Source organism: Pseudomonas brassicacearum subsp. brassicacearum, from assembly GCF_008801605.1.
In the GTDB taxonomy this organism is placed as follows: domain Bacteria; phylum Pseudomonadota; class Gammaproteobacteria; order Pseudomonadales; family Pseudomonadaceae; genus Aquipseudomonas; species Aquipseudomonas brassicacearum.
On the sequence record NZ_VZPJ01000014.1, the window covers coordinates 100,942 to 123,160 of the forward strand.

The 22,219-nt window shown below is 62.9% G+C and carries 18 protein-coding genes; 6 read left to right on the forward strand and 12 right to left on the reverse strand.

Annotation, left to right across the window (positions count from 1 at the left end; all coding sequences use genetic code 11):
• Nucleotides 1–99: 99 nt before the first annotated feature.
• From F7R20_RS25705 to F7R20_RS25715, 3 genes are read left to right on the forward strand one after another with little or no spacing between them, the layout of a single operon-like run.
• Nucleotides 100–1,449, forward strand: a complete 1,350-nt coding sequence (locus F7R20_RS25705; RefSeq protein WP_003201470.1) for an acyclic terpene utilization AtuA family protein — start codon at nt 100–102, stop codon at nt 1,447–1,449.
• On the forward strand, nt 1,449–1,772 hold the full coding sequence (locus tag F7R20_RS25710) for an AtuA-related protein (protein ID WP_003201468.1): 324 nt from the start codon (nt 1,449–1,451) through the stop codon (nt 1,770–1,772). Before F7R20_RS25705 ends, F7R20_RS25710 begins: the two co-directional genes overlap by 1 nt.
• A 52-nt stretch (nt 1,773–1,824) precedes the next feature.
• On the forward strand, nt 1,825–3,132 hold the full coding sequence (locus F7R20_RS25715; protein WP_003201465.1) for a CitMHS family transporter: 1,308 nt from the start codon (nt 1,825–1,827) through the stop codon (nt 3,130–3,132).
• Nucleotides 3,133–4,024: 892 nt separating this feature from the next.
• Here the strand turns inward: F7R20_RS25715 and mqo are convergent.
• From mqo to pedF, 10 genes are all read right to left on the reverse strand, one after another.
• A complete protein-coding gene (gene mqo / locus F7R20_RS25720; RefSeq protein WP_003201461.1) occupies nt 4,025–5,668 on the reverse strand; it encodes a malate dehydrogenase (quinone) in 1,644 nt (547 codons plus the stop codon).
• Nucleotides 5,669–6,031: 363 nt separating this feature from the next.
• Nucleotides 6,032–7,402 carry a hybrid sensor histidine kinase/response regulator gene (locus tag F7R20_RS25725; RefSeq protein WP_003201459.1) on the reverse strand — a complete coding sequence of 457 codons (1,371 nt, stop codon included), beginning with the start codon at nt 7,400–7,402 and terminating at the stop codon, nt 6,032–6,034.
• The gene (gene ercA, locus F7R20_RS25730) at nt 7,386–8,543 is read right to left on the reverse strand and encodes an alcohol dehydrogenase-like regulatory protein ErcA (protein ID WP_087945363.1); all 1,158 of its coding nucleotides are present in this window, start codon (nt 8,541–8,543) and stop codon (nt 7,386–7,388) included. Before ercA ends, F7R20_RS25725 begins: the two co-directional genes overlap by 17 nt.
• 133 nt (nt 8,544–8,676) lie before the next feature.
• On the reverse strand, nt 8,677–8,748 hold the full coding sequence (pqqA, locus tag F7R20_RS25735) for a pyrroloquinoline quinone precursor peptide PqqA (RefSeq protein WP_003243383.1): 72 nt from the start codon (nt 8,746–8,748) through the stop codon (nt 8,677–8,679).
• A gap of 278 nt (nt 8,749–9,026) precedes the next feature.
• Nucleotides 9,027–10,547, reverse strand: coding sequence for an acetaldehyde dehydrogenase ExaC (gene exaC, locus F7R20_RS25740; protein ID WP_003201456.1), 1,521 nt, complete (start codon nt 10,545–10,547; stop codon nt 9,027–9,029).
• 286 nt (nt 10,548–10,833) lie between these two features.
• Complete coding sequence (locus tag F7R20_RS25745) at nt 10,834–12,609, reverse strand: PQQ-dependent methanol/ethanol family dehydrogenase (protein WP_081352552.1); 1,776 nt, start codon at nt 12,607–12,609, stop codon at nt 10,834–10,836.
• Between the two features lie 137 nt (nt 12,610–12,746).
• A complete protein-coding gene (locus F7R20_RS25750; protein ID WP_003201452.1) occupies nt 12,747–13,685 on the reverse strand; it encodes a quinoprotein relay system zinc metallohydrolase 1 in 939 nt (312 codons plus the stop codon).
• Nucleotides 13,686–13,701: 16 nt separating this feature from the next.
• On the reverse strand, nt 13,702–14,460 hold the full coding sequence (locus F7R20_RS25755) for a quinoprotein dehydrogenase-associated SoxYZ-like carrier (RefSeq protein ID WP_003201450.1): 759 nt from the start codon (nt 14,458–14,460) through the stop codon (nt 13,702–13,704).
• Between the two features lie 10 nt (nt 14,461–14,470).
• On the reverse strand, nt 14,471–15,346 hold the full coding sequence (locus F7R20_RS25760; protein WP_003201448.1) for a substrate-binding periplasmic protein: 876 nt from the start codon (nt 15,344–15,346) through the stop codon (nt 14,471–14,473).
• Nucleotides 15,347–15,351: 5 nt separating this feature from the next.
• Nucleotides 15,352–15,813 carry a cytochrome c-550 PedF gene (gene pedF, locus F7R20_RS25765; protein ID WP_003201446.1) on the reverse strand — a complete coding sequence of 154 codons (462 nt, stop codon included), beginning with the start codon at nt 15,811–15,813 and terminating at the stop codon, nt 15,352–15,354.
• A gap of 254 nt (nt 15,814–16,067) precedes the next feature.
• Between pedF and exaA the strand changes: the two genes are divergently transcribed.
• Both exaA and F7R20_RS25775 read left to right on the forward strand, forming a co-directional pair.
• Nucleotides 16,068–17,924: a quinoprotein ethanol dehydrogenase gene (gene exaA, locus F7R20_RS25770; RefSeq protein ID WP_003201444.1), complete on the forward strand. Its 1,857-nt coding sequence runs from the start codon at nt 16,068–16,070 to the stop codon at nt 17,922–17,924.
• Nucleotides 17,925–18,054: 130 nt separating this feature from the next.
• Entirely contained in the window at nt 18,055–18,699 is a 645-nt protein-coding gene (locus F7R20_RS25775; RefSeq protein WP_003201442.1) for a pentapeptide repeat-containing protein, read from the forward strand.
• A gap of 69 nt (nt 18,700–18,768) precedes the next feature.
• Here F7R20_RS25775 and F7R20_RS25780 read toward each other — a convergent pair whose 3' ends face one another.
• Entirely contained in the window at nt 18,769–19,407 is a 639-nt protein-coding gene (locus tag F7R20_RS25780) for a response regulator (RefSeq protein WP_013693254.1), read from the reverse strand.
• A complete protein-coding gene (locus F7R20_RS25785; RefSeq protein WP_003201439.1) occupies nt 19,407–20,660 on the reverse strand; it encodes a HAMP domain-containing sensor histidine kinase in 1,254 nt (417 codons plus the stop codon). Before F7R20_RS25785 ends, F7R20_RS25780 begins: the two co-directional genes overlap by 1 nt.
• A gap of 383 nt (nt 20,661–21,043) precedes the next feature.
• Between F7R20_RS25785 and F7R20_RS25795 the strand changes: the two genes are divergently transcribed.
• Nucleotides 21,044–22,210, forward strand: coding sequence for an ABC transporter substrate-binding protein (locus F7R20_RS25795; protein WP_003201436.1), 1,167 nt, complete (start codon nt 21,044–21,046; stop codon nt 22,208–22,210).
• Nucleotides 22,211–22,219: the final 9 nt, after the last annotated feature.

Below are 22,219 nucleotides of genomic sequence, written 5' to 3' on the forward strand. Positions count from 1 at the left end.
ACCCACTCATAAAATTAATGAATCAATTGATTCTATCTTTAAAATTCACAGAATAATCCAGTCTCTCCACTATGGGGCCACCCCTCAGTGGAAAGCGACATGACAAAAACAATTCTCGTCGGCTGCGGTGCCGGTTTCGCCAATGATCGACCCGACGCCGCCCTGCGCCTGGCACAGGACCTGGCACAACGCAGCGGCAAGCGCTACATCATGCTGGAACTGCTGGCTGAACGGACCCTGGCCGAGGCGCAGCTACGCAAGCGCCTGGACCCGCAGGCGGGATACTCCGCGCGTCTGTTCGATTTCCTCGAGCCCATGCTGGACGTGTGCATCGAGGCCGGCATCCCGATCATCACCAATGGCGGCGCCGCCAATCCCAGGGCGGCCGCGCAACGGTTGCGCCAGACGCTGGCGGGCCGCTTCCCTGCACTGAAAATCGCCTGTGTGCTGGGTGATGACCTGTTGGAAGAAACACCGCCCCGTTACGAACGGTGGCTGTCCTCGGAGCCCTTGGAGCACCCCGTGTCGGTGAACGTCTATACCGGAGCCGACGGTATCGCCCAGGCGTTGGCCGAGGGCGCTGGCATCGTGCTGTGTGGCCGGGTCGCGGATCCGTCGCTGGCCGTGGGGGCGATCCGCCATGGGTTGGGTTGGTCGGCTGACGATTGGCAGAAAATGGCCGTCGCCACCACCGCAGGCCATCTGCTGGAGTGCTGCACCCAGGTCACCGGCGGCTATTTTGCTCATCCTGGGATGAAAGACGTTCCGGACCCGGCCAATCTCGGCTGCCCCATTGCTGAGATCCATCAGGATGGCCGCCTGATCATCGGCAAAACCCGCAACTGCGGCGGACGGGTCAGCGAACAGACCGTCAAGGAACAACTCCTTTACGAAGTACACGACCCTCGACGCTATCTGACGCCGGACGTGGTGCTGGACCTGGGCCAGGCCCGTGTACAGGACTTGGGTGATGACCGTGTTGAAATCAGTGGCCTGCTGGGTCACCCGCGTCCCGACACGCTCAAGGGTCTGGCGGGTGTGCGCGGCCTCTGGTTCGGCGAGGCGGAAATATCCTACGCGGGCCCCGGCGCCGTGGCGCGTGCCGCGCTGGCGCGGGAAATCCTGCTGCAGCGCTTCGACCAGTTGGCACCCGGGGTCCAGCCCTGGATCGACCTGTCCGGGGTCGCCAGCCTCTTCAACGACCAGGGCGGTCGATATCTGCAACAGCAACTGGCCCAGGCGCCCGCTCTGGAGGATGTGCGCGTGCGCATCGGCCTGACTCACACCGACCGACGGCTGGTGGAGGCCCTGCTGGCAGAGGTCGAGTCGCTCTACACCAACGGGCCGGCGGGCGGCGGTGGCGTCCGGCGACACCTCGCCGAGACCGTTACCACCCGCAGTTTCCTGCTGCCGCGAGATGAAATCCATACAACCCTGGAGTGGTACTGATGAACCTGGTCACCCTCGCCGACTATGCCCATGCCCGTGCTGGCGACAAGGGCAACATTCTCAGCATCGCCCTGTTTCCCCACGATCCGGCCCACTATCCGTGGCTGCTACGGGAATTGACCTGCGCCCGAGTGGCCGAGCAATTCGCGACGCGACAACCCTCCAAGGTGCATCGCTATGAACTGCCGAACCTGAATGCACTGAATTTCGTGCTCGAGGACGCCCTGGAGGGCGGTGTGAATCGCAGTTGCGGTCTGGATCGCCATGGCAAGAGCCTGAGTTACCTGCTTCTGGCCTTGCGCCTGCCCGGACCGCAAGGCTGATCGACTCACCGCCCGCGAACCTTCGACAACAATAAAAAAGAGAGGCTGCAACATGATTACAACCCTGGGTTTCCTGATGATGCTCGCCATCATCGGATTGATATTGCTGCGCAGGATCAGTCCGGTGGTGGCGTTCACTACCCTTCCCGTGATCGTTTGCCTGCTGGCCGGCTTCAATCTCGGCCAGATCGGCGAATTCATCAAGGCCGGCCTGATCACGGTGGCCCCGACCGCAGCACTGTTTCTGTTTGCCATCCTGTTTTTCGGCATCATGCGTGACCGGGGCTTGTTCGATCCATTGGTCAACCTGCTGATCCGCAGCACAGGCGGCAAGCCGCTGGCCGTGGCACTGGTGACGGTTTTGGTGACGTCAGTGGTCCATCTCGACGGCGTCGGCGCCGCCACGTTCTTGCTGACCATCCCGGCCCTGCTGCCCTTGTATAAGCGCCTGAACATGAGCCCGGCGATGTTGCTGTGCCTGGTTGGCACCACGGCCGGCGTGATCAATATGGTCCCTTGGGGCGGAACGACCGCACGCGCTGCCGCAGTGTCGGGGCTGGATGCCACCCAACTGTGGCTAGGCTTGCTGCCGGTGCAGATGGTGGGCCTGACGTGCATGCTCGTTGTCGCGACAGTGTTGGGCTTGCGCGCCCAGCGTCGCCAACCGATGTCGCTGGGAGCGGCTGCAACCTGTGACATGGACAGCCTGCAACCCCAGGACCGTGAATTCGCCCTCTCCCCCCGGGAGCTGCGTTACTGGCTGAACGTGGCGCTGACCGGTGGGATCCTGGCGTGCCTGTTCACCGGCATTTTTCCCTTGTATGCGTGTTTCATGGTGGGATTGGGCATCGCCCTGCCCTTGAACTTCCCGTCCCTGGACGCCCAGGCCGAACGCCTCAAGGCCCATGCGGCCGATGCGCTGCAAATGGTCCTGGTGATGATGGCCGCCGCCGTCCTGTTGGGCGTGCTCTCCGGCGCGAAGATGTCCGACGGCATGGCATTGGCACTGATCGATATCATGCCAGCCGGTTCTGCCCAATACCTGCATGTGATCGTCGGTTTCTTCGGCGTCCCCCTGGGGATGATCTTCTCACCGGACGCCTACTATTTCGCCCTGCTGCCGGTGATCAGGGACGTGGCCGCTGCCGCGGGTGTCCCCCTCGAGGCCGTGGCCCGGGCCATGCTGATCGGTGAGAACACTGGATTCTCCATCAGCCCGGTGGTGCCCAGCGTGTACCTCGCGCTGGCGTTGTCCGGCGTAGAGCTTCGCAAGCACATCGCCTATACGTTCTTCTGGGCCTGGGGCGTCAGCCTGGTGATGCTCGGCTTCGCCGTGATGACTGGAGCGGTACAGGTTTGAGCAGGCGGTGAATGCGGTGCTGACGGATGCGTTTGATGAGGGCCAGGCACTGCTGCCTCAAGCGTTTGGAGGCGATTGTCCTTGGGGGCGGTGTGTATATCCGTTGTTGCGGTCGTGGCGGCTTAGGGTTCCGCCCTGACGGCGGGTCACTTTCGAAAAGCCCGGAAGCCGGCCCAGTCAAAAGTAACCAAAACGCTTCAGCCCCACCACTTGGCACCTCGCCTAGGCTCGGTGTGCCCTCACTCCGGCATTGCTCCGTGGGAGCAAAGCTTGCTCGCGAGGCGGCCTGGCAGCCGGCCTATCTCTCCGGCCGTACCCGATCTTATTGTGGGAGCGATCTTGCTCGCGATAGCAGTGTGTCAGTCAATATTTGAATTGAATGATGAATTGCAATCGCGAGCAAGCTCGCTCCCACAGGAGAAGTTCCCACAGGAGAAACGCGATCACCCAGAACCAGGTCGGCTGTTAGGCCGCCTCGGGGAGGACGTTGATCTCGGGCGCCCCGTTAACCACGATGGCCGAACGCAGGCATTGTGGAGTGGGCATCCCGGCATGGATGCCGGGATAGCCGCGCTGGGCCATGGATGGCCCTTCGCGGCGGGCCCACGGAGCAATGCCGGAGTGAGGGCACACCGAGCCTAGGCGAGGTGCCAAGTGGTGGGGCTGAAGCGTTTTGGTTACTTTTGACTGGGCCGGCTTCCGGGCTTCTCAAAAGTGACCCGCCGTAAGGGCGGAACCCTAAGCCGCCGTTACCGCAACAACGGATATGTACCCAATCCAATCCAAAAGAAAACGGCGCCTTCCCCTACCTCGGAAAAAGCGCCGTATCCTTAAGTGAACAGCATTACGCTCAATGCGCAGCGTTCTTGTACCTCACCAGACAGCGTCCGGCTTACAGCGCCATGTCAGCCGCTGGGTTGGCCTCACGGGGAGCCGCCGGCTTGGCCGGTGCCGCGGTGGCGCCTGGCTTGCCGATTGCCGGTGGCGGGTCCAGTTGCAGGACGTCGCTGGTGTAAGCCCATTCCTGGGCTACACGCTCAGGGCTATCGTTGAGCTTGGTGCCGTAGCTCGGCACGATCTGGTGCAGTTTTTCCTGCCAGGCCGGGCTGGCGACCTTGTCCTTGAAGACCTTCTCAAGCACGGTCAGCATGATCGGTGCGGCAGTCGAGGCGCCTGGCGAGGCACCCAGCAGGCCGGCGATGCTGCCGTCCTGGGACGCGACCACTTCGGTGCCGAGTTTCAGCACGCCGCCCTTCTCTTCGTCACGCTTGATGATCTGCACGCGCTGGCCAGCCTGCCACAGGCGCCAGTCTTCCTGCTTGGCCTCCGGGAAGTACTCTTTCAGGGCGTTGAAGCGATCTTCATCCGACAGCATCAGTTGACCGGCCAGGTACTCGACCAGTGGGTACTGTTCGATACCAACCTTGGTCATCGGCCACACGTTGTGAGTGGTGGTGCTGGTCAGCAGGTCGAAGTACGAACCGTTCTTCAGGAACTTGGTGGAGAAGGTTGCGAACGGGCCAAACAGGATCACGCGCTTGCCATCAAGCACGCGGGTGTCCAGATGCGGAACCGACATCGGCGGTGCGCCCACCGAAGCCTTGCCGTAGGCCTTGGCCAGGTGCAGTTGGGCGACGGTCGGGTTTTCGGTGACCAGGAACGAACCACCCACCGGGAAACCTGCGTATTCACGCGCTTCCGGGATGTCGGACTTCTGCAGCAGGTGCAGGGCACCACCGCCTGCGCCGATGAACACGAACTTGGCGTCGGTCTCGGTTTCGGTACCGTCTTTCAGGTTCTTGTACGAAACGCGCCAGGTGCCGTCTTCGTTGCGGGTGATGTCTTCCACTTCGCTGGACAGCTTGAGGGAGAAGTTCGGCTTGGTTTGCAGATAAGCCGCGAATTGGCGTGTGATTTCGCCGAAATTCACGTCGGTGCCCAGTGGACTCCAGGTGGCCGCGACTTTCTGGCTCGGGTCACGCCCTTGCATCATCAGCGGCACCCACTTGCTGATCTGCTCGCGATCTTCGGAATACTGCATGCCGGCGAACAACGGGCTGGCCTGGAGGGCTTCGTAGCGCTTCTTCAGGAACGCGATGTTCTCGTCGCCCCACAAAAAGCTCATGTGCGGCGTGGAGTTGATGAACGAACGCGGGTTCTTCAACACGCCGTTCTTGACCTGCCAGGACCAGAACTGACGGGAAATCTGGAAGGCTTCGTTGATTTCGATGGCCTTGGAGATATCGACCTTGCCGTTCTTGTCTTCCGGCGTGTAGTTCAGCTCGGCCAGCGCAGAGTGACCGGTACCGGCATTGTTCCAGCCGTTGGAGCTCTCTTCGGCAACACCGTCCAGGCGCTCGACCATTTCCATGGTCCAGCCCGGCTCCAGCTCATTGAGCCAGACGCCGAGTGTCGAGCTCATGATGCCCCCACCAATGAGCAAGACATCCACTTTTTTTGGCTCGGCGGCGTGCGTGGTCGCAAGACCCATCGCCATCGCCAGGCCCAGTAGCGCCGTGTGTGTTTTCTTCAACATGTGTGTATCCCTAGGATGAACGCCATTCCGTCCACCTGTCCTGATCAAGGATAGACCACGTCCATGGCCGGCAACGCCAGCAGGGCGGCTATCGAGAAGGACCGGAGGATGGACCTACAGGGCCGAGCAATACGTCGGCCTCTCGTTTATGTCTCTCCGGCGCTGACTTCTTGTAGGTCTTGGCTTCAGCTGGGGTGAGGGACGCTGCAAACGGTGTTCATCGGGCCAGACGTGGCCGTGCCCGATTGTCGCAGCGGGGGGGAGTTTACATAAGGAAATAAACAGACCGAAGCGTCTTTTTACATTCCTGGCAAAAACGCCGACCAAATGACGGCATTTTGCTGGCTCTCGGGACCGATTGACCTATCCAAGCATCTGACTCAACACCGCCCGCAACTTGCCAGGCTTGACCGGCTTGTTGAGCAGCGGCGCATCCAGCTTGCGCAAGGCGCGGCGGCACTGGTCGCTGCGGTCGGCGGTGATGATCACCGCCGGGATCGCCTGGTGGAAATGCTCGCGCAGGTGCTTGACCACTTCACACCCCACGACCCCGTGATCCAGGTGGAAATCCGCCAGGATCAGCTCCGGCGCACGCCCTTGCAGCACATCAAGGGCGCCCGCTTCGTCGGTGGCGGTCAGGACTTCGCAGCCCCACTGCCCCAACAACGCCGCCATGCTTTGCAAGATGCTCAGTTCATTGTCGATCACCAACAAACGCCGCCCCGGCAGCGGGTTGCCGGCGACCGCCTGTATGGGCATTTGAGCAATGGGCAGCGGTTTTTCGGCTGACAGTGGCACCTCGATGCTGAACACCGAGCCACGCCCCGGACGGGAACGCACTTGGACCCGGTAGCCAAGGATACGGGCGATACGTTCGACAATCGCCAGCCCCAGGCCCACGCCTTTGCGGTCCGCCGCCCGCCCGACGTCCAGTTGATTGAACTCCAGGAATATCGACTCCAAGCAGTCGGCGGCAATGCCGCGACCGGTGTCCCAGACTTCCAGGCTCAACCGCTCGCCCCGACGCCGTGCAGCCAAGAGAACACCGCCCTTGTCGGTGTAGCGGCAGGCGTTGCTGAGCAGGTTGCGCAGAATGCGGGTCATCAATCGCAGGTCAGTCAGCACGGCTTCATCGCCAAACCGCACCCGCAGCTCCAGCCCGACAGCGCCTGCCACCGATTGGAATTCCGACACCAGCGGCGCCAGTAACTCATCCAGTCGATACGGAGCCAGGTCGGGCCTGACCTCCGCCTGGTCCAAACGGGAAATGTCCAGCAGGTCTGTGAGCAGATCTTCCGCGCCTTCCAGGGCCTGGTGGGTACGCTCAACCAGCACATGTTCGGCGGTGGGCAGTTGGCGTTCGCGCAACGTGGAAATCAACAGGCGGGCGGCGTTGAGCGGTTGCAACAAGTCGTGACTGGCCGCTGCCAGGTATTTATCTTTGCTGCGGTTGGCCGCCTGTGCGGCGTCGCGCGCGTCGCGCAACTGCTGCTCAATCAGCTCGCGCTGGGCGATCTGTTGTTGCAGGTTACGGTTGGCCTCCAGCAGCGCATCGGTGCGCTCGGACACCCGCTGCTCCAACTGGTTGTTGAGCTGTTGCAAGTATTGCCGGGCCAACTCCAGCTCATCCAGACGCGCCGCCAGTTCTGGGTAGTGGCTCTTGCGCGTCGAGTGATTGCCCAGCCCCAGCAGCCCTTCCAGGGCTTTCTGCTGCTCGTCAGAGGGCTTCGCCATAAACGACCTCGACATCCCGTTGGCTCGACTCCCGAGGATTGGTGAGGATGCACGGGTCGTGCATCGCATGCTGCGACAGGAACGGAATGTCCGAGGTGCTCACACCGTGCAGGCCCAGGGTCTCGTGGAAACCGATGGTGTGCTTGAGGGCAATCAGGTGTTCCACCAGCCGAGTTCGGATCTGGCGGTGGTTGAGCCCCCGGCAGTCGATGCCCAGCGTCTCGGCAATCACCTTGAAACGGTCCGGCGCCGAGTTGTAGTTGAACGCCACCACGTGCTCCACCAGCACCGCGTTGCACAAGCCATGGGGCAAATCGAGGAAGCCGCCCAGGCTGTGGGACATCGCGTGCACCGCGCCGAGGATTGCGTTGGAGAATGCCAGCCCGGCCTGCATGCTGCCCAGCATGATTTTTTCCCGCAGGGCGATGTCCGCCGGGTTGGCGATCATCTGCACCAGGTTGCCGTTGATCAGGCGCATCGCTTCCAGCGCATGGGGGTCGGTCAACGGGCCATGACCGGTGGACACAAACGCCTCGATGGCGTGAACCAGGGCGTCGATGCCGGTACAGGCCGACAGGAACGGGTCCATGCTCAGGGTGGTTTCCGGGTCGATCAGCGACACGTCCGGTACCGCCGCCTTGCTGACGATGGAAAACTTCATGCGTTCTTGCTGGTTGGAAATGATCACGAACTGCGACACATCGGCCGAGGTGCCGGCAGTGGTGGGAATCAAGATCAAGGGCGGGCTGGGCATGTTCAGCATGTCGACACCCTCGAATTCGAGGATGCTGCGACCATGGGCGACGACAATGCCGATGGCCTTGCCGCAGTCCATCGGGCTGCCGCCGCCAATCGCAACGATGACGTCGCAATGGTTTTCCCGGTACACGTCGGCACCGAGCATCACTTCCTCGACCCGGGGGTTGGGTGAGACGGCGCTGTAGAGACAGTAATCAATGGCCTGGGCCTGGAGGCTGGCTTCGACATCGGCCACCCACCCGGCAGCGATCACGCCGGGATCGGTGACGATCAGCACCTTGCGTGCGCCGAACGTCTTGGCATAGTTGCCAACATTGTGCCGACAACCGGCGCCGAACATGATTTCAGGTGAAACGAACTTGCGCAGCGGGCTGAGACTCATCTTTTCAGGTACGTGGCTCATCGGTAAGCCTGTTCTTATTGTATTGGGATACCCTGAGCCTAAAGCATCCCACCGTGATTGCAATCAGACCAAATGGTGAGCCCGGCCTGAACGCGTCAGGCCGGGCCGGCACTCATCGGTTGGCGAAGTACATCGTCACTTCAAAGCCAATACGCAGGTCGGTGTACGCGGGTTTAGTCCACATGGGTCTTTCCTCTTCTTGTACCGGGCGATTCCGGCAAGGTCATTAATGCACGCCGCGCCCGAGGCTCGAATGCTACTTTCGAAGCGGTGGGTGGGGTGCGTTGGTAGCAATTCAGGAGAGCGACAAAACCCATTGTGAGAGCAAGGCTTACTGTGGGAGCAAAGCTTGCTCGCGATTAGTCGCCTCGGCCTGACCGGAGACCGAGTCGCCTGTATCGCGGGCAAGCCTTGCTCCCACAGCAAGCTCGCTCCCACAGGGTGTCGTGCTGTGTTATCGGGTTAGAAGAACCCCAACGGATTGATGTCGTAGCTCACCAGCAGGTTCTTGGTCTGCTGGTAGTGGTCGAGCATCATTTTGTGGGTTTCACGCCCCACGCCGGACTTCTTGTAGCCACCGAACGCGGCGTGCGCCGGGTACAGGTGGTAGCAGTTGGTCCACACGCGACCGGCCTTGATCGCCCGGCCCATGCGGTAGGCGCGGTTGATGTCGCGAGTCCACAGGCCGGCGCCGAGGCCGAACTCGGTGTCGTTGGCAATGGCCAGGGCTTCGGCTTCGTCCTTGAAGGTGGTCACACCCACTACCGGGCCGAAGATTTCTTCCTGGAACACACGCATTTTGTTGTGGCCCTTGAGCAGGGTCGGCTGGATGTAATAGCCGCTCGACAGATCCCCCTCGAGTCGCTCGGCAGCACCGCCGGTGAGCAGCTCGGCGCCCTCTTGCTGGGCAATTTCAAGGTACGAGAGGATCTTGTCGTACTGCTGCTCGGAGGCCTGGGCGCCAACCATGGTCTCGGTGTCCAGCGGGTCGCCGCGCTTGATCTTGGCGATCTTCTTCATGACTACGGCCATGAACGATTCGTAGATCGACTCCTGCACCAGCGCCCGGGACGGGCAGGTGCAGACTTCGCCCTGGTTGAAGAACGCCAGCACCAGGCCTTCGGCGGCTTTCTCGATGAAGGCCGGCTCGGCCTGCATGATGTCTTCGAAGAAGATGTTCGGCGACTTGCCACCCAGTTCCACGGTGGACGGGATGATGTTCTCGGCGGCGCATTTCATGATGTGCGAGCCCACCGGGGTGGAACCGGTGAAGGCGATCTTGGCGATGCGCTTGCTGGTGGCCAGGGCTTCACCGGCTTCGCGACCGAAACCATGGACGATGTTCAACACCCCTGGCGGCAGCAGGTCAGCGACCAGCTCGATGAAGACCATGATCGACAGCGGCGTCTGTTCAGCCGGCTTGAGCACGACGCAGTTACCGGCAGCCAGGGCCGGGGCGAGTTTCCAGGCGGCCATCAGCAGCGGGAAGTTCCACGGGATGATCTGCCCGACCACGCCCAGCGGCTCGTGGAAATGATAGGCCGTGGTCAGTTCGTTGATCTCGGCCGCCCCACCCTCTTGGGCGCGGATGCAGCCGGCGAAATAACGGAAATGGTCGGCCGCCAGCGGCACGTCGGCATTGAGGGTTTCGCGCACGGCCTTGCCGTTGTCCCAGGTTTCGCTGACGGCGAGGATTTCCAGGTTCTGCTCGATACGGTCGGCGATTTTCAACAGCACCAGGGAACGGTCCTGCACCGAGGTCTTGCCCCAGGCATCGGCTGCGGCATGGGCGGCATCCAGGGCCTTGTCGATGTCGGCGGCGCTGGAGCGTGGGAATTCGGCAATGACTTCGCCATTGACCGGGGACGTGTTCGTGAAGTATTCGCCGTTGACCGGCGCGACGAATTCGCCGCCGATGAAGTTGCCATAGCGCGGCTTGAAGGAAACGACGGCGCCTGGGGTTCCGGGTTGTGCATAGATCATGATGGGGCCTCTGCCTGGTCGATGCCTGTCACAGGACAGGCGATAGGCCGATGGTAGAGAGCCCCGCCTGCCGGACGAATGCGTCGTTGGCAGGGGGGACTCTCGTTATTTGGTCGTAGATTTTGCCGCGATCTGAGGTTGACCCGGGCTTTTTTGTGGGAGCGAGCTTGCTCGCGATAAGGTCGGCACATCCAGCATGGAGGGTGACTGATCGACCGCTATCGCGAGCAAGCTCGCTCCCACAGGTGCTACATTTTCCACAGGTTCTGCATTTGCCAGAGTTGGCTCAGCGCTTGACCACCAAGTCCTTCGGCAACTTGAAGGTCCAGAGCATGCCGCCCTGGTTGAAGTCCTTCACGCGTTTGGCCACCTCACCGCCCCACAGCGGCACCGCGCCGCCCCAGCCGGAGACCACGGAGACGTATTGCTCGCCGTCCATTTCCCAGGTGATGGGCGAGCCGAGCACGCCGGAGCCGGTCTGGAATTCCCAGACCTTTTCCCCGGTCTTGGCGTTGAATGCCTGCAGGAACCCTTCAGGCGTACCGGTGAACACCAGGTTGCCCTTGGTGGTCAGGACCCCGCCCCACAGCGGCGCGTAGTTCTTGTGGCGCCAGACTTCCTTGCCGGTCTTGGGGTCGATGGCCCGCAGCACGCCGATGTAATCCTCGTTCAGCGGCTTGATGGTGAAACCGGCTCCGAGGAACGCCGCGCCTTTCTTGTAGGCGATGCCTTCGTTCCAGATGTCCATGCCCCACTCGTTGGACGGCACGTAGAACAGCCCGGTGTCCTGGTTATACGCCATCGGCATCCAGTTTTTCGCGCCGAGGAAGGCCGGTGCGACAAACACCGAACTGCCTTTGGCTTCGCTGCCCGGCGCGCCCGGACGGCTGGCCTCGTTGTAGATCGGCCGCCCATCCTTGTCCAGGCCAGTGGCCCAGGTGATCTTGTCGACAAACGGGAAGCCGCGGATGAACTTGCCGTTGGTGCGGTCGAGCACGTAGAAGAAGCCGTTACGGTCCGCGGTCGCCGCCGCCTTGATGTCCTTGCCGCCTTCCTTGTAGTTGAACGAGATCAGTTCATTGACGCCGTCATAATCCCAGCCGTCGTGAGGCGTGCTCTGGAAGTGCCATTTGATGCTGCCATCGTCCGGGTTCAGGGCCAGGCGCGACGACGAATAGAGGTTGTCGCCAGGACGCAGGTGGGAGTTCCAGGGCGCCGGGTTGCCGGTGCCGAACAGCAACAGGTTGGTTTCCGGGTCGTAGTAGCCGCCCAGCCAAGGCGCGGCACCGCCGGTTCTCCAGAGATCACCCGGCCAGGTCTTGCCCGCCTCGCCGCCGGAAATACCATTCTCGATGGCTTTGCCGTCCTTGTAGACGTAGCCCATGTGGCCTTCCACGGTTGGGCGGGTCCACAGCAGGTCACCGTTCTTCGGGTCGTAGGCGCTGATCTGGCCCACCACGCCGAACTCGCCCCCGGCCACGCCGGTGATCAGCTTGCCGTTGATGACCAGCGGCGCGGCGCTGATGGAGTAGCCTTCCTTGTGGTCGGCCACCTTCTTGCTCCACACCACTTTGCCGGTGTCCTTGTTCAAGGCCACCAGCTTGGCGTCGAGGGTGCCGAAGAACACCAGGTCGCCGTACAACGCTACGCCACGGTTGATCACGTCGCAGCAAGGACGGATGTCATCGGGCAGGCGCGCATCGTATTGCCACAGCTTCTTGCCGGTGCGCGCATCCACTGCGAATACCCGAGAGTAGGAACCGGTGAGGTACATCACCCCGTCCTTGATCATCGGCTGGGCTTGCTGGCCACGCTGCTTTTCACCGCCGAAGGAGAACGCCCAGACCGGTCGCAGGTCCTTGACGTTATCGACATTGAGGGTATCGAGCGGGCTGTAGCGCTGGCCCTGGACACCCAGGCCGTTGGTCACGATCTGTTGCGGGTTTTTCGGGTCCTGGAGAATTTCCTGATCGGTCACGGCTGCAAGGGCCGAACCGGACAGCAGCATGGCACTGAGCAGCAGGCTCACGGCGAAGGGTTGGCGACGTGCGGGATGACTCATGACGGCTACCTCTGCGGTTATTGTTATACCCGGGAATTTTTCCCGGTCTGCCACAGATTCTTGGGCTCGGAGCCGTTGCCAACAATTGCCCGCTGTGTTGAGTTTTCTAGTTCCTTGGTACACATGGAGGAGTGCGTTCAGTCAGGGTCGTGGGCATCCACCCGCTTCATCCCCGCCCGCTCATAGCGCGGATAGAGATGACTGACGCTGCGAATCAACTCATAGCGACTCAGGCTGATCCCGGCAAAGCGCTCGGGGATGGGGCTGCGGATCATCTCGGCCATGTCGTCGCCCCGCGCCGCGCCATCGCGCATCAGTTGGTCGAGCCAGCCCAGGTAGTCGCGCATCTGTGCAAAGGGCCGGGCGTCGGTCGCGACCGGGCCGTGGCCGGGCACGATCTGCTTCCAGGGCAGGGCCTGCAAGGTGTCCAGGTCCCGGAGCCAGACCTCGAGTCCCGGGCTGTTGGGGGTGGTCAGGGCGCGCTCGTAAAACACCAGGTCGCCGGCAAACAGCACGCCGGTGGTTTCGTCGAGGATCGCCAGGTCGGCCCCGGTGTGCCCGGCCAGTTGCAGCAAGCGCAACGAATGGTCACCCACCCTCAGCGACCCCGCAGCCAGCTCTCGAGTCGGCAGCACCACCTCGGTGCCGCGCATCCAGTCGCCCACCAGCCGGTACATGTTTTCGGCCAGCGCATCACCCTGTTGCCGCAGCAGGTCGGTGGTGCCCGCCAAGGCGCCAATGGGCACGTCGCTGAAGGCTTGGTTGCCCAATACATGGTCGGGGTGGTGATGGGTCAGCAGGACCTGGATCACCGGTTTGTCGGTGGTCGCGGCAATGGCCTGGCGCAGTGCCTCGCCGTAGCGCTTCGACGGCCCGGTATCGATCACCACCACGCCGGCATCGGTAACGATGAACGCGGTGTTGACGATGTTGCCGCCGTTGGCCTTGGCAAAATTCTCGGTGCTGCCTTCCAGCAGCCAGGTGCCTTCGGCGATCTGCCGGGGCTTGAGTGCGTAGCCCGTCCCGGCCCACGTCGGCCAGCACAGGCTCAGGAACATCAGCAACAACCAGCGCATGGCGCGCTCCTTGTGGTCAGGGGATCGCCGCCTCGAACGTATTGCCGCTGTTGTCGCGCAGCAGCAGGCGGGTCTGGCCCGGGCCTCGGATGTCGAAGCCCAGGTTGGGGTTTTCGCTGACCGCCGGGAACAGCTCCAGGCGCGCCAGCACCTGGCCGTCGGCGTCCAGCAGTTGCGCCTGGTTGAGGAAAAATTCCGGGATGCCGCTCACCAGGCCGTTATCCATCGGATGAGCCACCTGCAGGCGCAGGCGGCTCGAATCGCCCCGGGGATAGCGGGCGCCCAGTACCTCGCCCAAGTGTTCCTCCCAACCTGGCTGGGTGCGCACCACGCTGGGCGCGGTGCAGCCGCCACCGGCCGCGTCGATCAGCGTCGAGCCGACGTGCCACAAGCCATCGCGGGTCTGCACGGCGGCGCGCAACGGCGTGGCTTGCTCGATGCGAATGCGGATCGACAGCCAGGGCAGCACTCGCTCCCCCGGTTGGAAGTCGACGATTTTCGGCAACGGGTTCAGTTCGGCCCAGGCCAGCACCCGCACGACGTCGCCGGTGAAGGCCCGGGCATCTATTTCCAGTGGCACCTGGCGGGCGTCTTCGGCAAAGGGTGGCGCCAGCAGGCGCACCCGGTCATCGAACACGAACGGCGCGTCCCCCAGCAATTGCTTGTGATAAAAGGCCCACATCACCGATGGCACCGGGTCCTTCCCTGGCTCGACCGCCGCCCAGGCGGTCATTGGCAGGCCGCACCACAGCAGGCACCACATGACCCATTTCATCCCGGCGCTCCTATTGATACATCTCCGGCACTTCGTAACGCAGGCCGTAATGGGCATAGACGGTCTTGACGCTGCCGTCGCGGATCAAGCCTTCCAGCGCCTCTTCCACCGCATAGGCCAGCTGACGGTTGCTTTCATGCACCGCCATGCCGATTTCCCAACGTTGCTTGCCCATGTTCGGGTAGGCATTCTCCGCCAGCGCCAGTTGCGGATCGGCCGCCTCGTGCACTTGCCAATCGACCTCACCGCGCATGGCCATGACAGCGTCCACCTCCCCGGCCTGCATGGCCTTGAAGGCCTGGCTGACACCGGGGTAATGGTGGGTCTTGGCGCTGAGCATGCCGTTGAACACCGACGTCAGGTAGAACGACGGCACGCTGTCGACTTCAACGCCAATGGGGTGCTGCTGGAACACCGCGACACTGCCCACCGAATCCAGTCGGCGGCGGTCAAATGCCACCTGCCAGCATTCCTGCTGATAAGGGCCGAACATCACCACCTGGGCGTTTGCCAGTTCGCCGATGTCGTTGCGCCTTTGCACGTAGTCATGATCGTACGGGACACGCATCATCAGGTCGGCGAGTTGTCGATCGTGCAGCGGACTGCTGCGCCAGATGTAATCGCGCAGATCGTCATCGAGTTTTTCGCCCGGCGGTGCCCACATCAGTTGCAGGCGCACGCCAAGCGCCTTGGCCAGGGCCTGGGCCAGTTCCACGTCCACGCCCCTGGGTTGGCCGTGGTCTTCGAAACTGTAGGGCGCGAAGTCCTTGTAGACCGCGACCTTCAACTCACCGGCCGCGATCATCTGGTCGTAGCTGCGCACCTGCGCCTGCACCGCCTGGCCCCACAGGAGCAGGCTGCACATTACCCACGCGAACAGGCGCATGGCGATCACTCCTCGACGTGCACGCTGTCGAGATAGGTGCGCACCGCCCACAAGGCTTCCTGGCTCAGGTAGTCGGCCATTTTTGGCATGTAGACCCGGCCGTCGCGCACCGCACCGTGACGTACGCGCTCGACAAACCACTCATCACCGGCGTCGGCGGCGTCGAGCATGCGCAGGTCCGGGGCGATGCCGCCCGATTTGGCTTCCAGGCCATGGCAGGCCGCGCAGTTCTGGTTGTAGGCCGATGAGCCGATTTCCAGTGCCCGGTCGTGTTCAGGTGAGGCGCGATAAGGGTTCACCGTGGCCCAGCCGTCACCGTCCAGTGCGACACCGGTGTCCTTGATCGGGGTCAGACCCTTGGTTTCCACTGCCTGGGGCACTACGTTGCCATGGGCCCATGCGGAGCCTGCGCCGGTCAGCCCCATCAGTAATGCGGTAGCGATGATGGCGTTGCGTTTTGTTGTCATTGTTATGCCCTCTGGATTGCACGCAAGACCTCTGTGAAGAAGCCGTGCCGTCATCTTAGGAACCCCCTTGCCCCAGCCGAATGCTGCTTTGGTGGCCGGGGTCTAGTTCCTTGGTAGCAAGCCATCCGACGCAGGTCGTAAAGACAGGCGGTTCGGGAAGTCTTCCCGGCAAGGGCGGGACTTTTTCCGTATCGGCAACGTCGTGGCGCGACTCACCCTAGTCAGGCCAAAACCTTTCACTGGGAACTGCCACCATGAGAATAAAAACGCTACCCGCCCTCTCCTCCCTGACCGTTGCCTTGCTGCTGGCCGGCAGTCTGTCGTCGAGTCCCTCGGCGCACGCTGCCGTCACCTGGGAAGACATCGCCAACGACCACCTGACCACCAAGGACGTGCTGCAATACGGCATGGGCACCAACGCCCAGCGCTGGAGCCCGCTGGCCCAGGTCAACGACAAGAACGTGTTCAAGCTGACCCCGGCCTGGTCCTACTCATTCGGCGACGAGAAGCAGCGCGGCCAGGAGTCCCAGGCCATCGTCAGCGACGGCGTGGTGTACGTCACCGGCTCGTACTCGCGGGTATTCGCCCTCGACGCCAAGACCGGCAAGCGCCTGTGGACCTACAACCACCGGCTGCCGGACAACATTCGCCCGTGCTGCGACGTGGTCAACCGCGGCGCGGCCATCTACGGCGACAAGATCTACTTCGGCACCCTGGACGCGCGAGTCGTCGCCCTGGATAAAAACACCGGCAAAGTGGTGTGGAACAAGAAGTTCGGCGACCACGCCGGCGGCTACACCATGACCGGCGCCCCGGTGCTGATCAAGGACAAGACCAGTGGCAAGGTCCTGCTGATCCATGGCAGTTCCGGCGACGAGTTCGGTGTGGTCGGGCAACTGTTCGCCCGCGACCCGGACACCGGCGACGAAGTCTGGATGCGCCCGTTTGTCGAAGGCCACATGGGCCGCCTCAACGGCAAGGACAGCACGCCGACCGGCGACGTCAAGGCGCCCTCCTGGCCCGACGACAAGACCACTGAAACCGGCAAGGTCGAAGCCTGGAGCCACGGCGGCGGCGCACCTTGGCAGAGTGCCAGTTTCGACGCCGAGACCAACACCATCATCGTCGGCGCGGGCAACCCCGGCCCGTGGAACACCTGGGCGCGCACGGCCAAGGACGGCAACCCTCACGACTTCGACAGCCTCTATACCTCCGGCCAGGTCGGGGTCGACCCAAGCACTGGCGAAGTGAAGTGGTTCTACCAACACACGCCCAACGACGCCTGGGACTTCTCCGGCAACAACGAGCTGGTGCTGTTCGACTACAAGGATAAGGACGGCAAGGTGGTCAAGGCCACCGCCCACGCCGACCGCAACGGTTTCTTCTACGTGGTGGACCGCAACAACGGCAAGCTGCAGAACGCCTTCCCGTTCGTCGACAACATCACCTGGGCCAGCCACATCGACCTCAAGACCGGTCGCCCAGTGGAGAATCCCGGCCAGCGTCCGGCCAAGCCATTACCGGGTGAAACCAAGGGCAAGCCGGTGGAAGTCTCGCCGCCCTTCCTCGGTGGCAAGAACTGGAACCCCATGGCCTACAGCCAGGACACCGGCCTGTTCTACGTCCCCGGCAACCAGTGGAAAGAGGAATACTGGACCGAGGAAGTGAACTACAAGAAAGGCTCGGCCTACCTGGGCATGGGCTTTCGCATCAAGCGCATGTACGACGATCACGTCGGCAGCCTGCGGGCGATGAACCCCACCACCGGCAAGGTGGTCTGGGAACACAAGGAACCTCTGCCACTGTGGGCTGGTGTGCTGGCGACCAAGGGCAACCTGGTGTTCACCGGCACCGGCGACGGCTTCTTCAAGGCCTTCGACGCCAAGACCGGCCAGGAACTGTGGAAATTCCAGACCGGCAGCGGCATCGTCTCCCCGCCCATCACGTGGGAGCAGGACGGCGAGCAATTCATCGGCGTGACCGTCGGCTACGGTGGCGCCGTACCGTTGTGGGGCGGCGACATGGCCGAACTGACCAAGCCGGTGGCCCAGGGTGGGTCGTTCTGGGTGTTCAAGATTCCGAGCTGGGATAAGGCGACGGCGCAGAAATAACCTGACCCTCACCACAATCCCCTGTGGGAGCGGGCTTGCTCGCGAAAGCGGTGGTTCAGTTGATAGGGATTTTGACTGTGCCTACGTCTTCGCGAGCAAGCCCGCTCCCACACTTGCCCGAGTTCCTGCCATGAAATCATTGCCATTGCTGCTTCTGTTCATCGGCGCCCTTGCCCATGCCGACGACCCTGACACCCCCCTGACGATCAACGGCTGCCTCATCGCCGAATCCAGCCAATGCCCCGGCGCCAACCTTCGCGGTGCAAAACTGGCGAACCAGGACCTGCGCAAGATGAACCTCAGCGGTGCCGATCTGCGCGACGCCGATCTGCGGCACGCGCGACTGGACCTGGCCAATCTTGAGAAAGCCCAGCTACAGGGCGCCAACCTGACCCGTGCCAGCCTGCAACAAAGCAACCTGCGCCTGGCGGACTTCAGCGGCGCCACACTCAAGGCGATCCAGGGCTGGGGCCTGTTCGCCCAGGGCGCGCAATTCCAGCGTGCCGACCTGACGGCGGCCTACCTGCAATTCGCCCGCTTGTCCGGCGCCCGCTTGCACGAGGCGAACCTGCAGGCGGCGGACCTGGAAATGGCCTGGCTGAGCAAGGCCGACCTCAAGGGCGCCGACCTGCGCGACGCCAACCTGCAGGAAGCCAAGCTTGGTGAAAGCAACCTGGAACAGGCCAACCTGAGCGGTTCTCGCCAGCATTACGGGAATTTCCAGGATGCCAATATGCAAGGCTGTACCGGGTGCCCGACGTCTTGGGATCAGTGAAGACCTGATCGCTCCTACGCTCCGCGTGGGAATGCCTCAACGGACGCTCCGCGTTCGGCTCTGATCATTTCAGCCAGCCACCCGCACCACCCCCATATCGATCCCCAGATGCACCAACTCGGCATGGGAACTGACCTGCAACTTGCTCTTGAGCAGCGTCAGGTGGTTGGACACGGTCTTGGCGCTGATGCACAGCTGTTCGGCAATGGTGCGGGCGGGGGTGCCCTTGGCGAGCATGACGAAAATCTCCAACTCACGTTGGGTCATGCATTGCAGGCGCGGGTCGACATCCTGGCGCGAGCTGGTGCAGGCCAGTTGCGTGGCCAGGGATTGCTCGATGTAGACATGCCCGGCCAGCACCCGGCGTACCGCTTCCACCAGCACCTGGGGTGCCGAATTCTTGGTCAGGTAGCCCGCGGCACCGGCGTCCAATGCCTGGCGCACCAAGGGCAATTCATCGTGCATGCTGAAGAACAACACCCGCAGTTGTGGCAAGCGCTGGCGTAGCCGGCGGGTGGTTTCCAAGCCACTGATACCGGGCAGGCCGAAGTCCATGATCACCAGATGCGGCACCTGCTCCTGGACCTGGCTCAACGCCTCCTCGCCGGTGGCTGCTTCGCGGACCTGCAGGTCCGGCATCAACACCCGCAAAAGGCTGGCATAGCCCTGCCGAACCACCGCATGGTCGTCCACCAACAAAATGTTCATCACGCCTCCAAGGCAATATTCAAGGCCAGCGCCCAACCGGCGCCAGGCTGGCTGACGATGCGCAGCTCACCGCCCAGGCTGCGCGCCCGCTCGGACATCGAGTGCAAGCCAACACCGGCGCGCGATGGTTGCGTCGCTCCGCAACCGTTGTCGCGCACCAGCAACCGCAGGCGCCCGGCGCGGTGTTGCAGGCGAATCCGCACCTGCGTGGCGCCGGCATGCCGGGCAATGTTGGTCAACGCTTCCTGCAACAAACGATACAAATGGGTCTTGTCCGGCCCGGACAAGGGCGGCAGCGTTTTGTCGATCCACACCTGACAGGCGATACCCTGGTTGGCCTGCCATTGCCCGGCCAATAGCCTGATGGCCTCGCACAACGGCAGGTGCTGCAACACCACGGGGTACAAGTCATGCACCAGCGCCCGGAAACCCAATTGCAAATGCTCGCAATGCTCTTCGAGCTGGCTGACGGTCTGCTCCAGCGCCAGGGGTTGATCCATCACCAGCCGCAGCAGGCAGGCGCGGGCCCGAATACCGGCCACGTATTGGCCCAGGTCGTCGTGCAGGGTCTGGGCCAGCTGGGTGCGCTCCTGCTCCTGCACGGCCAGCAAAGCCTGGGTAAGCCGGGCGTTATCGGCCTGGGCCTCGGCCAGGGCGGCGGTCATGCGATTGAAATGCCCCGCCAGATGCTGCGCCTCCGGGATACCCTCAGTGCCCAGGCGCACCTGCAGGTTCCCCGCTGACACCTGACGCAACGCATGCAGCAACTCATCGAGCAAACGCATGCCCCGGCGTACCCCCCAGCGAATCACCAACAGGCTGAGCAACAGCGCCAGGGCGCAGACGTACAACAGTTGCACCAAGGAATCGAGAATCTCGTCGATTTCATCGCGCGGGTCGACGGCAATCCAGGCCCGCCGACCGTCCGGCAAATCCACCACCTGGGCCGCAGGGCCGTCATCCAGTAACCGGCGGCCAAGCCAGGCCTTCATCCCGTCTTCATCCGCCGGGAACAGTTCCCCAGGGGCCAGCCAACGGACCCGCACATGCCGCAGGCTGCCGGTCAACCGCGGCTGGAGACTGGCCGGATCGCGCTCGGCGGTTTCGCGCAGGTAATGCACCACCGACTCGGCCGATTGCAGCTCGCGTTTCACATCGGCCGTGGCCTGGTGCAACAACAGGACTGCACAGGCCAGGGTGACCAGGGCGAAAAGGGCACACACCCAGAGGTTGATGCGCCAGAGGGCTGACATGGTTAGCGCTCCAACCTTGAATTGACATTGACGCCCACCCCCTGTGGGAGCGAGCTTGCTCGCGATGACGGCGGCACATCCGGTACTGAAGTCGACTGAACCACCGCTATCGCGAGCAAGCTCGCTCCCACAGAGGGGCTTGGAGGTTTCCAGGTTCTGGGACGATCAACCCCGATCAAACTCAGGATCAGCAGAAACGGCAGCAGCAACGCTTTGAGAATCCGCATGGTCTGTCCCCTCCTGGTCAATGACGATGCCTAGCATGCTAAAACCCCGGCCTCCAAGGTGAGTTACTACCTTGGTACTGCACCGGCGGTACTTTCTGCATATTTCCCCATGACCCTGGGCTTCCTATGCTGGCGCTACCTGCAATGGAGGATGTCATGCGCCGGCTCGTCAGTTACGCCCTGGTTTCTCTGCTGGCAGCGGCAACCGCTCACGCGGGCGATATCACGCCGCTACAAGTGCGCATCGGCTACCTGGGTTATCGTCCCGATCCGGGCCCGTTGCTGTCCAACGTCATTGCCGAACCGGCCGATGCCGGGTTGCGCGGCGCTGAACTGGCGATCGTCGACAGCAACAGCACCGGACGTTTTCTCAAGCACGACTACCGCCTGGAAAGCGCCAGCGTCAACACTCCCGAAGCGCTGCTCCAGGCCGCCCGGGCCCAACACGACCAGGGTCTGCGGCTGTTCGTGGTCAACGCACCGGCCGCCAGCCTGCGCCAACTCAGCGCCGCCCTGCCCGACAGCCTGCTGTTCAACGCCGGTAGCCCCGACGACAGCCTGCGCACCACCGACTGCCTCGGTAACGTGCTGCACAGCCTGCCCGACCGCGCCATGCTCGCCGATGCCCTGGTGCAGTTCAGCGTCGTGCGTAAATGGCAGCGGGCCTTGCTGATCGTCGGCCAGACGCCCGAGGACCAGGCCTATGCCGCCGCATTGCGCCGGGCCATGAAACGCTTCGGCATGAAGATCGTCGCCGAGAAGGCCTGGCAGTTCGACAACGACCAGCGTCGCAGCGCCCAGGCCGACATGCCACTGTTCACCCAGACCGCCGAGTACGACGTGGTACTGGTGGCCGACGAGCGCGGCGACTTCGGCGAATACCTGCCCTACCAGACCTGGTACCCACGCCCGGTGGCCGGCACCCAAGGGCTGACGCCCACCGGTTGGCACAAGACCGTGGAAACCTACGGCGCAGCGCAGTTGCAAAAACGCTTCGAAGCCCTGGCCGGACGCTGGATGAACGACCGTGATTTCGCCGCCTGGATTGCCGTGCGCAGCATCGCCAGCGCCGTGAGCAAACTGCGCCAGGACGACCCGCTCGCCATCCGCCATCTGGCCCTCAGCGACCAGTTGCCCCTGGACGGCTTCAAGGGTCGCAAGCTCAGCTACCGGCCCTGGAACGGCCAGTTGCGCCAACCAATTGCGCTGGTCCAGCCTCGGGCACTGGTCAGCACCTCGCCCCAGGACGGTTTTCTCCACCCTTCCAATGAAATGGACAGCCTGGGCTATGACCAGCCCGAAGTGAGCTGCCGTTACCCCTGATCGATAACA

Excerpts from the sequence above, each read along its gene's own strand:
- exaA (WP_003201444.1), top strand. The coding sequence starts at position 16,068 with ATGAGAATAAAAACGCTACCCGCCCTCTCCTCCCTGACCGTTGCCTTG.
- F7R20_RS25785 (WP_003201439.1), bottom strand. The coding sequence starts at position 20,660 with ATGTCAGCCCTCTGGCGCATCAACCTCTGGGTGTGTGCCCTTTTCGCC.
- pedF (WP_003201446.1), bottom strand. The coding sequence starts at position 15,813 with ATGACAACAAAACGCAACGCCATCATCGCTACCGCATTACTGATGGGG.
- exaC (WP_003201456.1), bottom strand. The coding sequence starts at position 10,547 with ATGATCTATGCACAACCCGGAACCCCAGGCGCCGTCGTTTCCTTCAAG.
- F7R20_RS25725 (WP_003201459.1), bottom strand. The coding sequence starts at position 7,402 with ATGGCGAAGCCCTCTGACGAGCAGCAGAAAGCCCTGGAAGGGCTGCTG.
- F7R20_RS25795 (WP_003201436.1), top strand. The coding sequence starts at position 21,044 with ATGCGCCGGCTCGTCAGTTACGCCCTGGTTTCTCTGCTGGCAGCGGCA.
- F7R20_RS25705 (WP_003201470.1), top strand. The coding sequence starts at position 100 with ATGACAAAAACAATTCTCGTCGGCTGCGGTGCCGGTTTCGCCAATGAT.
- F7R20_RS25710 (WP_003201468.1), top strand. The coding sequence starts at position 1,449 with ATGAACCTGGTCACCCTCGCCGACTATGCCCATGCCCGTGCTGGCGAC.
- F7R20_RS25775 (WP_003201442.1), top strand. The coding sequence starts at position 18,055 with ATGAAATCATTGCCATTGCTGCTTCTGTTCATCGGCGCCCTTGCCCAT.
- mqo (WP_003201461.1), bottom strand. The coding sequence starts at position 5,668 with ATGTTGAAGAAAACACACACGGCGCTACTGGGCCTGGCGATGGCGATG.
- F7R20_RS25715 (WP_003201465.1), top strand. The coding sequence starts at position 1,825 with ATGATTACAACCCTGGGTTTCCTGATGATGCTCGCCATCATCGGATTG.
- F7R20_RS25760 (WP_003201448.1), bottom strand. The coding sequence starts at position 15,346 with ATGCGCCTGTTCGCGTGGGTAATGTGCAGCCTGCTCCTGTGGGGCCAG.
- F7R20_RS25780 (WP_013693254.1), bottom strand. The coding sequence starts at position 19,407 with ATGAACATTTTGTTGGTGGACGACCATGCGGTGGTTCGGCAGGGCTAT.
- F7R20_RS25745 (WP_081352552.1), bottom strand. The coding sequence starts at position 12,609 with ATGAGTCATCCCGCACGTCGCCAACCCTTCGCCGTGAGCCTGCTGCTC.
- F7R20_RS25755 (WP_003201450.1), bottom strand. The coding sequence starts at position 14,460 with ATGAAATGGGTCATGTGGTGCCTGCTGTGGTGCGGCCTGCCAATGACC.
- F7R20_RS25750 (WP_003201452.1), bottom strand. The coding sequence starts at position 13,685 with ATGCGCTGGTTGTTGCTGATGTTCCTGAGCCTGTGCTGGCCGACGTGG.
- ercA (WP_087945363.1), bottom strand. The coding sequence starts at position 8,543 with ATGAGTCTCAGCCCGCTGCGCAAGTTCGTTTCACCTGAAATCATGTTC.